Origin of the sequence: uncultured Gimesia sp. (assembly GCF_937910335.1) — a bacterium.
Classification (GTDB): Bacteria; Planctomycetota; Planctomycetia; order Planctomycetales; family Planctomycetaceae; genus Gimesia.
On record NZ_CALEMX010000296.1, the window covers coordinates 1 to 14680 of the forward strand.

Here is a 14680-nt window from a genome sequence, read left to right on the forward strand (position 1 = left end):
AATATTTAGGATTCCCGGCGCTGGTCAGTATTTTAAAATTGAAGCCCGATTTCTTTGTTGGCACCGGCGATAACGTGTATTACGATCATCCCCGAAAAAATTCGGCGCAAACCGCCGACGCTCTGAGAAAAAAATGGCATGAACAATTTGCGCAACAACGTTATGTTGATCTCTTCGCGCAGGTTCCCACTTACTGGGAAAAAGACGATCACGATTTTCGGTATAACGATTGTGATTTGACAGGTAACAGAGCGCCCTCCAATGAACTGGGATTAAGTATGTTTCGCGAACAGGTGCCCATCGTCGATCCAAAAAAGAAAAACCCGATTACGTACCGCACCTACCGTATGGGAAAATTGCTACAGGTCTGGTTTACAGAAAATCGGGATTACCGCAGCCCGAACCGCTCTCCCGATGGGCCGGAAAAAACCATCTGGGGCGTCAAACAACGTAACTGGCTCAAACAGACACTCAAAAATTCAGATGCCACGTTTAAACTGATCATCTCCCCCACGCCCCTGCTTGGACCGGATGACAAATCAAAAATAGACAATCATACCAACGTCGGTGGCTTCCAGCATGAACGTGATGAATTCTTCAACTGGATCAAGCAGGAAAAACTGGAACAACGCGGATTGTATCTGATCTGCGGAGACCGTCATTGGCAATATCATTCGATTGCCCCTTCCGGCATTGAAGAATTTTCGACCGGCGCACTCGTTGATGCCAACTCCAGACTGGGTATCAAGCCCGGATCAAAACGGGGAACTGATCCCAACGCAGAAATGAAACAACCCTATACATCAAATCCTGCCTCAGGGGGTTTTCTATTGGTAAAAGTCAAGCCGACAGAAGAAGGTAAATCGGGAACCGTTTCCTTTCTATTCTATGATGAGAACGGCGTGCTATTGCATCAGGTACAAAAAACACGTCCGGTTGATCAATGAATTGAGTACGTTTTCAGGCCGATCTTCTATATTCACTGAACTTCGATATTGAATCAACAGAATATTGCAACCGATTAATGAAAGCGGTTAGCATAGAGGCTGTCCATTTGACTGAGTTTTGAGGAAGCGGTCTCTCACCCGGGAAAGAATGAGATGAAACAAGTCGCGCACTTTTATAGTTTCGCATTTCCAATTCTGATCTGCTTTCTGTTCGGAATTACTGATTCTATACAAGCAGAAAATCCCACCATCGGACAAATCACACTCATAGCCGATAAATATTCCATTGAGAATGAACCGGTTTTCGTAACGCTGCCTGAATCCGGATTCTCTCATCAGGGGATCTACCTTATCGAAAAACGGGACACCGGTTCCAATACCATCGCCGCTCAAATTGAAAATAGAGACCATGCAGCAGATCGGCTCTGGTTCATACCGCTCGGAAAAACGACAGCCGGAACCACTCGTGTGTTTGATCTCAAGGCTGGTCGCACCACGCTTGAAAACCGGGTTTCAATCAAAGACACCGGAAAGGCTTATCAGCTTCGTGTTGGGAATCAGCCAGTCTTGAATTACAACTACAAACACATTCCCGCGCCGAAACCATTGGACGCCCTTTATGGACGCAGTGCCCATATCCATCCGATCTGGACGCCCGGAGGTAAAATTGTTTCCGATGAATTTCCACTCGATCATGCCCATCAAAGTGGACAGTTTCTCGCCTATACTAAAGCGGTGTTTGAAGGCCGAAACTCCAATTTCTGGGAAATCAAAAACAAAAAAGGACGCGTGCGTTTTCGAACATTAATTAGCCAACAACAGGGACCCGTCTTTGCTGAATTAAAACTGGAACAGGAGCACGTCGATCTGACAGGCCCTGAAGAAAAAGTGGCTTTAAGCGAAACCTGGACGATCCGTGTCTGGAATCAAACAAAAAAACAGCCTGACTTCTGGGTATATGATCTTTCATCCGAAGCCCGATGTGCCACAAACAGTCCTTTGTATCTTCCCAAATATCATTATGGTGGCATGGCCATTCGCGGCGGTCGTGGCTGGACCAAAGAGACTTGTCGCTTTTTAACCTCAAATGGTAAATCCAGAAAGAACGGTAACCATGATCGATCTCGCTGGTGTGACATCTCTGGCAAACAAGCGACTGAAAATACACTCAGTGGCTTAACGATTTTGAGTCATCCAGATAATTTTCGTCACCCGGAACCGGTGCGCATTCATCCTTCCATGCCTTATATGGTATTTACTCCCAGCGCCTTGGGAGACTGGAAAATCGAACCGGGCAAACCCAACGTCAGCCGCTACCGATGCCTGGTTCACGATGGAGGGGCCTCTGAACGCACCGAACAAAACTGGCAGAACTACGCCAATCCGCCACAAGTTACATTGCAGTTAGTCACAAAAAACTAATTTGATTGCTGAAAGAAACGCGCATGATTTGGGACTTACATTGCCATTTGTCCGGGGTAGAAGGAAAAACAGTCGACGAACGCATTGCCAAATTAATGGAGTACGCCGACCGGATGGGTGTTGAGCGACTTGTCTTTTTTATGGGTTTTCCATGGTCTCAGGATCCGACACCTGAAAACTTTCGAAAACAGAACGATCAGGTGATGCAGGCTATCAGCCATTGGCATGATCGCGCGTTTGGCTTTGTTTATCTCAACGCCAAATACGTTGACGAAAGTATCAAAGAACTGGATCGTTGCGTTAAAAATGGGCCGATGGTCGGCGTCAAATTATGGGTTGCTACCCGGTGTAATGATCCGAAAATCGATCCGATCATTCAGCGGGCGGGGGAATTAAACGCGTTGATTTATCAACATACCTGGTTTAAGGCCGGTGGAAATCTGGTCGGCGAATCCACCCCCAGCGATCTGGCGATTATGGCAAAACGGCATCCCAAAACTCCACTCATCTCCGGTCATATCGGCGGCGACTGGGAACTGGGACTGCGCGCAATTGAAAACAGTCCCAATGTGTATGCGGGCATCGGCGGGTTTGATCCCACAGCCGGAATCACGGAAATGGCAGTCCGCACACTCGGTGCAGACCGTGTGATTTACGGCAGCGATATCGGAGGACGCAGTTTCTCATCGCAACTTGCCAAAGTTCAGGGCGCAGACATTCCTGAAGTTTCCAAACGTTTAATCCTGGGCGGTAACCTCAAACGACTGTTGACCCCCATTTTGAAAGATAAGGGGATCAAAGTATGATTTTCGATTCGAACCTGTATCTCTCGCGCTGGCCCTTCAGGCGATTACCCAACGATGAGACACCTCAGCTCGTTAAAAAATTGAAACAGAATCAGATCAGCAAAGCGCTTGCCGGCAGTTTTGATGGTCTGCTGCATAAAGATCTCAGGGCCGTCAATCAGAGGCTGGCAGAGGAATGCCAGTTATCGGGTCCCGGGTTGCTGATTCCCGTGGGAAGTATCAACATGAGCCTGCCTGGCTGGGAAGCAGATGTCGTCGCCTGTCATGAAGAGTACCACATGCCCGGTCTACGTCTGCATCCTAATTATCATGGCTATCAGCTAAGCGATTCTCAAGTTCAGAAGCTGTTCGACCTGGCAGCAGAACGCGGCCTGTTTATTCAGATCGCCATGCGTATGGAAGATGATCGCACACAACATCCCTTGGTGAAGGTTCCCGATGTCGACTTTAAAGCGTTACCGGGCTTGATGAAACAACACCCTGCACTGCAAGTCACAGTTCTCAATGGTCTAAAATCACTCAGAGGGGCCAACATCACCAGACTGACCGAAAACCCCAACCTCACTATAGAAATTGCGATGCTCGAAGGTGTCGGCGGGATTGAGAAGCTCATCAAGCAGGTGCCCTATCAGCAAATACTCTTCGGATCTTATTTTCCCTTTTTCTATCTGGAATCCAGTTTGAACAAACTGAAGGAATCCGATCTGGGAATGAAAATCGAAAAGCAAATTACTTGGGAGAATGCACAAAAGCGTTTTCTGAAATCAGAGCGGAACTAAATGTAATCATTCCGTCCATTCCAGATACGGATCGAGGCCCATTTTGTGAAACATTTCAATGCGGTGCTTTTCGTGCTTCAACATATCACGGCGTTGTTTAAGATGCAGTTTCTCAAGAAAGTTCTGCGTATTTCTAAAGAAGGAAATCCAGTTCGCAGGCAGCTCTCCTTTCTCATCCTCTTTGGCAGATTTGATGATTTTTTCAATTTGAGACGTCTCCAGACAACGTAATAGTTCATCTTCCAGAGAGAGAAAGAACTGATAGTGCCCCGGGTCTCCCTGTCGCGCAGCCCGGCCGACAAGCTGTCGGTCAATTCGTTCTGAAGTATGCATCTCAGTGGCAATGACATGCAAACCTCCGCTTTCGCGTACCAGATCATTCAGTAGGATATCTGTTCCACGTCCGGCCATATTTGTGGCAATCGTAACCCGCGAAGGTTCGCCTGCCTTTTTCACGATTTCTCCTTCTTGTTCGTGATATTTCGCATTCAAAATCTGGTGCGGTATCGCCTTCATCGATAATAAATCGCCTAATAGTTCTGAGGCTTCTACGGAAGGAGTTCCTACCAGAACCGGGCATTGTTTTTGCCGAATGTGTTCAATTTCTTCTACGACTGCCAGGCGCTTGTCCTGCATGCTTTTGAAAATCCGGGGTGTGCTGCCTTCTCGAATACAGGGACGGTTCGTGGGGATCTGTGTCACTGAAACTTTATAGGTTTTGCGAATTTCCTTTTCGGCTAGAGCCGCGGTGCCTGTCATTCCTGCCAGATAAGAATAGTTCTGAAAGAAACTTTGAACGGTAATTCTGGCTGCTTGTCCGGTCGCAGCGGTCACTGGAATATGTTCTTGCGCTTCAATCGACTGATGTAATCCGTCCTGCCATTTTCTTCCTTCCATCATGCGACCCGTTGATTCATCAACGATGACAACTTCCTCATCGACAACCACGTAATCGCGGTCTTTTAAAAATCCGAAACGGGCCACCAATGATTGTTCAACCTGTTTATAAATCCGCTCGGTATCAATCGAATCCAATAGTGAGGGCTTAGGCATTAATAATATTTTTCGACACCCATCATCTGTCAGGTAAGCAGAACGTTTTTTGGGTTCATAAACAAAATCGACTTCCGATTCCAATTGATGCGTCGCACGATTACTCCAGCGAAACAGATTGACCGAGGCGGCGTCATTTGGCTGGATGAGTCCGATAATCAAAGGAGTACGCGCTTCATCAATCAAAATACTGTCGGCTTCATCAATTAACGCAAAATAATTTCCACGCTGCACAAGGGGCTCTTTACCGGATGATTTATGATTCGTAATGGCCTGCTCTAACTGTCCCGGGGCACTGGCCCCAATCCGAATGCGATCGCGTAGGAAATCAAATCCCATCTCATTCGCTGTCCCATAGGTCACATCCAGACCATAGGCAATACGGCGATCTTCATCTTCCATGTCAGATGTGATGCAACCCACAGAGAGTCCGAGTTTATTGAACACAGGCCCCATGATTTCAGAGTCACGTTGCGCCAGATAATCATTGACGGTAATCACATGACAGCCTTTTCCCATTAGTGCGCGGAGATAAGCGGGTAGAACTGCAGTCAGAGTTTTTCCTTCACCGGTCTGCATTTCAGCAATGCCACCTTCGAATAGTGCGATCCCCCCCATCAGCTGTACGGGAAAATGCTCCATCTTCAAGGTCCGCCACGCCGCTTCTCGCACTAAGGCATATGCTTCGGGAAGAATTTTCTTTAACGACTCGCCCGATTTCGCACGCCAGCGCAATTCCAGAGAATACCGCTCCAGGCGATCATCACTCTCTTTTTTGAGGGCTTCACTGCGTTTGATAATCTCATTTGCGAGTGGTTCCCAGCGCGAAAGCCGTGATTTCGCAGGCCGAAATCCAGACTTCATCCAATGATAACTATGAGATGCGACGCTCAAACTGCCTCCCGAACGGTTGATAAATCTTGAAATAGAAACTCTGAATCCAATTCAAAATAAACGCGTTAAAAGAAAATGATATCGGCTTATAAATTATGACGGACAAGCATCGGAAAAGTAACGCACAGAAAATTGGGAATTCAAATGGTACTCAAGTCAACATCCCCTCAAAACCTCACCTTACCTAATATTACATAAGCCATGATTATGAATGCACTTAAAGTGATTGAAATAAATGAGAACACCTCAGATGTCTCTTAATTTTAACCAATGAACACCCTTTCAACAAAAACTATTTTCGGAATTGATACAACCACAAGCAAAAAGGTTATTCGATTGTAAGTTGTTACATTTTGTTGATTTAAGACAACATACAAGCCTGAACTCCTGATCAAAATGTTAGATTAATCTCAACCAATCGTCATTTTTGGTGCAGGTTGTTTTTTGCTTACGTCAAACAGAAACAGACCACTCATAGCATGCAATTTTGCTAAACATTGAAAACATTCCAATTTACCTGTTCTTTTACGTATGAGAGTTCCTTTAAAATCAATAACTGAACAGCCGGACTGATTGGGGACAAAAAAGACTTGCCCGAAGACTGAAGTCTATCAAATTGATGATAATTCAACATAAAAGACACCCGCAAAATGATCTCAAAATTCATTGACAACCTGTGGCGACCTCGACGAAACAAGCACCACCGTCGATTAAAACGGGCTACAACTCCCATAGTGGCAACTGAAAAACTAGAAGATCGAACGCTGCTCAGTGGGCAGGATCTGGTTGCTTTCGCGCAAGCCCTCACAGCAGCGAATGTGACACTGTATGGCGCTGCCTGGGATGCTGATACAACGGCTCAAAAAGCCTTACTCGAGGATGGCGCACAATTTCTACAGTTTGTTGAAATCACAGATGCTAATCGTGACCTGAACGCCAACGCCGCCTCAGTTGGCATTACAGACAATAATAACTGGCAACCTATTTGGACTCTTAATAATGTGGTTTTGACTGATCCTATCACAAACCTGCAAGAGTTATCCACGGCAACGGGCGTGGCCATTCCCATGTCAAATGGTCCGTTCCTCAAAGAAATTTCCGATCAGAATCTGCTTTCAGGAACCGGCTTGCATGTGGCCCTCGATGGATACGACCCAGAGAATGGCCCACTGACTTATACCGTGGAGAGCAGTAATGCGAATGTTTCCGCGCGAATCCTGACGGGAAACCGCAGTCTGCGGATCTCCGTTGAAGGTTATGGCGATATGGTCTTCGAACTCTTTGAAGGCAGAGCTTCGCGTGCAGCGGAACGAATTATCCAACTGGCTCAAAGTGACTTTTATAGTGATGTCATTTTCCATCGCATAGTCAACAACTTTGTGATACAGGGAGGTGACCCAACCGGTACCGGAGCGGGAGGCTCTATCCTGGGCTTCTTTGATGACCAGTTTCACCCGGAACTGCAACACGTTCAAACGGGCCTGCTCGCCATGGCCAAAGCCTTTGATGATACAAACGATTCCCAGTTTTTCATCACCGAAGGGGCGTCCAGATCTCTTGATTTCCAGCATACAATCTTTGGTTATCTGATTGAAGGGGAAGACGTACGGGAAGCCATCAGCAATCTTTCGGTGACCGGTGAAACTCCAAATTTTACAATCTCAATGGAAACCGTTGAAGTCTTCACAGATCTCGAAAATGCGACGCTATTTTTGACAGCAGCAGAAGGTTACAGCGGGTCTTCAACAATTACCGTCACCGTTGAAGACCAGGATGGCTTAACACAGCAACGCCAATTTCTGGTGAACGTCACGCCAGACACGATTTCCAATGTCCTTAGCGCTGCTAACGCCAACCCTTATTTGGCAGATATTCCAACTCTACAAGTCATTCCAGGACAATCGGTAATTCATCAACTGCAAGCGATCGATATTGATCTCACTGCCCCAAATGGCAATCTTGCTGAAGACATTGTTTATCTTGAACAATCGTTATTAGATTACAATGGGTTACCTGTGCCTGTCGTTGCTCCATCGGGGTTGATATATACTGTTGATTCCAATACCGGATTGCTCACCGTGAGCCCCTCTGCAGGTCTGGCGGCTGGCGCCTATCAAATCACCGTTGCCGTCGGTTTTCATCCCAGTGACATTGATTATCAGGTCGTCACTGTCATTGTCAGTACTCCTCCAGTCGCAAATGATGACTTTTTTGCGCTGCAGGGAAACACTCCCTCTCCAATAGATATTATCGCAAATGACACGGATAGTGACGGCTCAATCGATCCTGCAACGATTGAAATTGTAACACAACCCACCCATGGAACAGTGACAACCAATCCTGATGGCACCGTCAATTTTATTGCTGATGCTTCCGGCTATATGGGCGTTGATTCCTTTACTTATCGAGTGAAAGACAGTTTTGGTGCCTACTCCAATGTTGCCACTGTTAATTTCTCTCTAGCACCTGAGGGAGTGATCCTGGTCACTCTGTTAACTGATCAGATAAAGGCTGATCAAAAAGTGACACTGCGAGAGGCCATTATTGCCGCCAATTCAAACATGGCTTTTGACGCAGCGCCTGCTGGAAATGGTCCCGATACGATCATGTTTGATCCGGCACTGGACTTTTCTAATCCTCTGCAACTTTTAACTGAAATTACAATCACTGATTCTTTGACCGTGATTGCTCCCACATCACCTGAAGGAGATCCATTACTAACCATTGATCTTAACCAGGATTCACGACATTTTTCAATCAACGACGGTCTTGCCAATACACTCCAGGTCAGCCTGCAGAACCTCAAATTAGTTAACGGTCAAGTTTCTGAAAACGGGGGTTCCATTTTTAACTCGGAACACCTGGTGATCGCAAATAGCGAGCTGCTCAATAATCAATCGACCAGCGGTCTGGGCGGCGCTATTTATAACACGGGTACGCTGACTATTTTAAATTCGTTGATCCAAAACAATCGATCACTACTTTCATCGGGTGGTGCAATTGCCAGCGTCTCCGGATCCGTTTCGCTCGACCAGACGATCGTGGATGACAATGATTCTGAAGGATTTGGAGGCGGCATCTACGGCATGAATGCCGATATTTCCTTAATGAATAGTATCGTCTCAAATAATTCCAGCTTCATCGGTGGGGGGGGAGGGATCTATCAAAACGCTGGCCTACTCACTGTTACCAACTCGTCTTTAATCAGTAATACTGTAGGGAGTGCATCAGAAGGTGGTGGTATCCATGCTATCGATACGACGTCTACCATTACTGGATCGACATTCCATAATAATCAAAGTTCCGGTTCGGGCGGCGGCTTGCATCAACTTGAGGGAACACTATCAGTTCGAAACAGTACTTTCTCAGAAAACTCTGCCCTGTTTGGAAATGGTGCGGGATTACACACGGCGGCCGATACCGTTTCCATTGTGAACTCAACCATTTCCGGTAATTCCTCAGCCCAGAATGGCGGGGGAATTCATTTTGCCGATGTGCTTAATTTTACTAGTGGTATTATCAACAACAGTACTATTGCAAATAACGATGCCACTCAGGACGGAGGAGGCATTCACTCTCCATTCCAAGTAATCACTGTCAATAACACCATTATTGCGGACAATACTGCGTCCGGTTCAGGAGCCGATGTTCTCGGTTTTGTAGCTGGCAGTCACAGCCTGATCGAAAACACAAACGGCTTAACCATTCAAGGTGGTGTCAACTTCATTACCGGACAGGATCCGGGGTTACTGCCTCTGGCTGATAATGGCGGACTGACTCTAACACACGCACTCGCTTCTGGCAGTATTGCTATAGACGCGGGCGATTCTGCTTTTGATCCCAATTCATTTACACCAGCATTAACGTTGGACCAGAGAGGCTCAGCACGTGTTGCTGACGGAAATAATGATTCAACAGTTCAGATCGACATCGGTGCGTACGAAGCAGAGTCCGTGCTCGGTAGTAGTGACCTGACGGTTAAATGGCAGCCCACGAATGTCGGACCTTCAGGAATTGTGAACTCGCTGCCAGCTAATGCAGATTTTCTTGATGAATGGAATCCCGTTGTCGTCGAAATCTGGGTGAGTGTCACTAATTCCTCTGAGAATGGTTTGACGGCTGCGAATATCGATTTCCAGTTTGATGCCCAGTATCTGACTGTCGATGCCATCGAATATGGTCCTGGATTTACTGAAAATCAAACCGGTACGATCGATAATGGAGCCGGTACGATTACAGGGCTGGGAGCATCAACCAACCTGACCGGTCATGGAGCAGAAACACTAGTACTGCTGGCCCGCGTTCAATTATCCGTCAATCCTGTGCCCTTGAATGCTAACGGACAGCATATCCAAGCGGTTGCCAATCTGAATTTTCAAATTGCAAATAGTACCCTGACTTCATCGTTAGGCGATGTCACAGTAACAGAAGGAGCTGCCACCAACCTGACATTAGTTCCTGCATTGTATGATCTGAATGATAATGGTTCTATTGACTTCCGAGATCTAATACTCTTTGCTGCCGTTTATTCGAAATCTACAGGAGACCCAGAATCGCCAAATGTCTGGGCCGCTGATTTCGATCGTTCAGGAACAGTCGACTTTCGCGACTTAATCCTGCTTGCGACTAACTACGGTAAAATTCAAGGTAGCGGTGAGTTCTTTATTTATCCGTCAAACTTTTCAGATGTCTGGCAGCAAAACAATCTTGTGACATCGCAAATCAATCTACAAGAATCTCAAGCTCAAAATCTGGCACAACAAAATATTGAACCCGTTCTGAATGCTGCAAAAAATGATCTGGCAAAAGTTCATGGTGATGCAGTTCATGAAAAACTTGCTGATGTCGAAATCAAATTAGTAGAACTTCCCGGCACGCAATTAGCAAAAGCAGAACCTGAAACAAATACCATCTATCTAGATATTAATGCCGCGGGTTGGGGATGGTTCGTTGACTCTACACCGCTGTTAAATGAAGAATTTAATGAATCGCCATCTGGCATTTTTGACGCTGCCTTATTCAGCACAGCTGACGGATACATCGATTTATTAACGGTCCTGATTCATGAGTTAAACCATCTTTTAGGGCAGGAACATACTCATGAAAGCCCTGTGCTGGAGTCAGAACTGGATCCAGGAGTGCGAAAACTAGCCTCTCAAGAGAAAATACTGGAAACAGATAATTTCTTTGGTCATTATCTGGACCCGGAATTCCAGGGGATCATTTGAACACAAAATCAACCAGAACCACTTTTTTCCCATGAATTAGACCACACAAATGTGAGATATTTCAGTTTCAGACGTCCACAAGGTAATAGTCAGACTCGGATTGTCCCGCAAAACCATAAGCAACACGCTTTTTTCGGGTGATCTTTTTTATCTTTTACTTGACATCCGTTGTTTTGCTGCTGCACAATCAGTATTTGCTTTGCCTATTTTAACATCGAATCATATATCCAGGTTGATTTGACCAGAGAACTTGATGGACTTCCGAGTCCTTCTCTCTTCAAAAAAACACATAAGTCAATAGATATATAAGAGTTAACACAACAGATTCAATGACAAGCTACTCGCGTAAAACAGCGTTTCCTGTTTTTTGCATGATATGGAAAGATACAAATGATGTTTACGAGAACTAAACGTCGTAACCAGCCAGGTCGAATTGGTTCATTTCTCAGCTACCTCCGCAAGGGCCGAGACAAAAGGCTGAGAAACCAGCGTCTGCGCTCGTTATCCAGTACGGTTTCCTCCGTGGAATTACTGGAAGACAGGACGTTACTTTCAGCAACAAATGCACTAATGAATCCAAATGTCTATAGTTCTATTGATGAGGTCGCTCCTGCACAACCAGAGCAAGTAAATACAAACCAGTCACAACAACTTCTTTCCCACCAAACATTGGCGCAATTAAAAGCAGAATCGCAATTTAACAGTTCAGAACAAGAACATTTGAACCATTTTCAGGATTTGGGACAAGTCAATATTCCAGAAGGATTTAACAGATTTTCAGCAACAGAAAATGAAAATTTGAATCAGACCGGTGTCAACGACCTACTAGGGACGGCACAATTAATTACCGGGTTTGGGACAGGGTTGGGTGATGACCCAGAACTCAATATCTCTGGTTATCTCTCCAATGCTCCTCCCGATAATTTTGCGAGTCAAGCTTTTGAAGATGATAGCTCCATTCCCCTGGCGCGCAACACGTTCATCTCATCAGGTACGCAACGACTCTTCACAGGCACAATTGGAGATAGCCTTAACGGTAGAGCCGGCACCGGAACAGGCGACTTCGATTTTTTCCTAATTTCAGGTGTGCTACAAGATGAGAGGATCTCCGTTTTTGTGGAGGATGCCACACAATTCAATGGATTGGACCCCTCGATCACAATTTATTCGAGTACGGGTCTCATCCTGAGTTCCTCAACTGCTTTTTTCAATACCAGTACACAACTCAATTTCGTCGCTCCAATAGACGGCGATTACTATGTAATGGTAGGCGGGCGCGGTACCGGGTTCCCGACAGACGCTATGGATGCGGACAGTGGTCAGGGCGTGGGCACGAATGCCTCTGCTGAAGGAGCATACAACCTCACCATTGGATTGAATGCAGTCGATATCGATTATTATTCGTTCTTTTTGGAAGCGGGTGACATTCTCGGTGCCAATGTATTTGGTGCCGGCCAGGAGCTCTCTCTTTTTGACGTATCTTCAAACACACTCTTGTTTCAATCTTCCACTTCACTTCAAGGGGCGTACCCTGACAGCAGCCCCCTGCCAGATGACGGAAATGCTTCCGGTTCATTCGTAGCAGCAACCGCGGGAGAGTATGCTGTTGCAATCACCGGCAACACCGGTCTATACGATCTCGAGTTAAAAGTATTTCGTCCCATATTAGAAACACAACTGGAAGTTGATAATGCGGTCCAGACTCTCTACATCGACTTTGATGGTGCAGAGATTGATCCCTCGATCTTCATCTCCGATTTCGTGCCTCCCTCGACAGCTACTCTCTCTCCCTTAAGCAGTTTTCTCAGCAACTGGGGACTTTCAGCAACAGATGAAGATGCCGTGATTGACGCCATACTCACTAATATTGTAGAAAATTTCGAAGATATTGGAACCTTGGGTAATAACGGTCAATTCTTCGATCCTTCCACAGGTGACATCTTCGGAAATCCCGGTGACATCATTGGGAATCCCGGTGACTATGGCATTCGGATTTTAAACAGCCGTGACAATCCTGGATTGGATGAATTCAACACTCCCAACTTCAGCCGCGTGGTGATCGGCGGTACAATCAACGAATTTGGACTTGACACCTATTTCTTTGATAGCTTTGCAATGTCTGAATCAGTTGATGTCGGAAACTTTGACACGACGGAATCCGCGGTTGTATTACTTGATTTGTTGAGTAGCAATGATCCAACCGAACAAAGATCTCTCAATAATATTCTCAAAAATTTAAACAGCAGTATGATCGATTTAATTGGTGTAGCCGTGGGAAATATTGCTTCACACGAGGCAGGGCACTTATTTGGCACATGGCATACAATAAACAATAACTCTGCTTCTCAAATTGCGGATATAGGATCATTCGTACTGAGTCGGGGCATTGGAAATATCATTGGTCTCGGCCCTGATAATTTCTTCGGCACAACTGACGATGTACCTGATGTCGACTTCGGCACCGACTTTCTGGCAGAGTTTGGAGGCCTCCAGGATAGTATTAACACTCTGGCATTCGGACTCTCAACCAGTGCCAACTTTGGTCTCGATTTTGGAGACGCTCCCACCTCTTACCCTACACTACTGGCTGATGATGGAGCACGTCACAGTCTGCAAGGCGAACTGACTCTGGGCGTCTCAATCGATTTAGAACTGGATGGACTACCCAGTGCGGACGCTTCAGGAGATGGTGCTGATGACGATGGCATTACCTTCCTCTCAAACGGAATTGCCGAAACTGATGCAGACTCTCAAATCGAAGTAGAAGCCTCAGGTGACGGGTTCCTGTCCGGCTGGATCGACTTCAATCGTGATGGTGTCTGGGATTCCAGTGAGCAAATCATTACCGATTTTGCCGTCACAACTGGCAAACAGACTATTCCGTACGACGTCCCAGGAGGAGCCGCTTTCGTTATCGGCGACACCTTCGCTCGATTCCGGCTCAGCACACAAGCGGGACTCGGCGTTACCGGATTTGCACCCGATGGAGAAGTCGAAGACTATCAAGTCAGTCTTATCCAGTCACGCGAAGGCGAAATTTATTTTGGTCCTGATAATCTTGACCCCGATTTATACGACGCCGGTGATTTGATGATGATCACCGTCAAGGATGGTGATTTGCTGGGAGCGGGTACCGTAAACGTGCTCGTAACTTCTTCCGGAGGCGATTCTGAAACGGTCGTATTGACAGAGGTTCAAGGGGCCGGTGGTACTTTTGTTGGCACAATCCAATCCTCACCAGGTATGCGTGTCCCTGGCAATGGAATTCTGGAAACGGTTTTCGAGGAAATAATCACAGCCACTTATGCAGATGAAAACACAGGAATGGGTCAACCTGGAAACTTCCTGGGTAATTTTGTGGCCTCCGGTTTGAACGACCCATTCGATCTCGTCTTTGGTCCGGATGGTAGGCTCTATGTCAGCAATGGTTTTGACAACTCAGACGACGCTGATCACAGTGTCGATCAGTTCGATGGCCAGACAGGGGACTTTATACGTTCCTTTGTGATTCCCGATTCCGGAGTACTTGAGCTCCCCAGTGGATTGGCATT

Annotated in this window: 7 protein-coding genes; 6 read left to right on the forward strand and 1 reads right to left on the reverse strand. The window is 46.3% G+C overall.

Features of this window, described 5'->3' with window-relative positions; all coding sequences use genetic code 11:
- The 4 genes from Q0668_RS11900 to Q0668_RS11915 all read left to right on the forward strand — a co-directional run.
- Positions 1 to 947 (forward strand): alkaline phosphatase D family protein (locus Q0668_RS11900; protein ID WP_298864711.1); only part of this gene is annotated, 947 nt, incomplete at its 5' end.
- A gap of 153 nt (positions 948 to 1100) precedes the next feature.
- The gene (locus tag Q0668_RS11905; RefSeq protein ID WP_298864714.1) at positions 1101 to 2369 is read left to right on the forward strand and encodes a PmoA family protein; all 1269 of its coding nucleotides are present in this window, start codon (positions 1101 to 1103) and stop codon (positions 2367 to 2369) included.
- A 23-nt stretch (positions 2370 to 2392) separates the two neighbouring features.
- Positions 2393 to 3175, forward strand: a complete 783-nt coding sequence (locus Q0668_RS11910; protein WP_298864717.1) for an amidohydrolase family protein — start codon at positions 2393 to 2395, stop codon at positions 3173 to 3175.
- The gene (locus Q0668_RS11915; protein WP_298864719.1) at positions 3172 to 3954 is read left to right on the forward strand and encodes an amidohydrolase family protein; all 783 of its coding nucleotides are present in this window, start codon (positions 3172 to 3174) and stop codon (positions 3952 to 3954) included. Before Q0668_RS11910 ends, Q0668_RS11915 begins: the two co-directional genes overlap by 4 nt.
- A 6-nt stretch (positions 3955 to 3960) precedes the next feature.
- On the opposite strand, the gene Q0668_RS11920 is transcribed toward Q0668_RS11915, so the two are convergent.
- Positions 3961 to 5901 (reverse strand): translocase, encoded by a 1941-nt coding sequence (locus Q0668_RS11920; protein ID WP_298864722.1) that lies wholly within the window; start codon positions 5899 to 5901, stop codon positions 3961 to 3963.
- 650 nt (positions 5902 to 6551) lie between these two features.
- Between Q0668_RS11920 and Q0668_RS11925 the strand changes: the two genes are divergently transcribed.
- Together Q0668_RS11925 and Q0668_RS11930 are read left to right on the forward strand one after the other, a co-directional pair.
- Positions 6552 to 11129, forward strand: coding sequence for a peptidylprolyl isomerase (locus tag Q0668_RS11925; protein ID WP_298864725.1), 4578 nt, complete (start codon positions 6552 to 6554; stop codon positions 11127 to 11129).
- Positions 11130 to 11519: 390 nt separating this feature from the next.
- A partial coding sequence (locus tag Q0668_RS11930) for a GEVED domain-containing protein (protein WP_298864728.1) occupies positions 11520 to 14680 on the forward strand: 3161 nt, incomplete at its 3' end.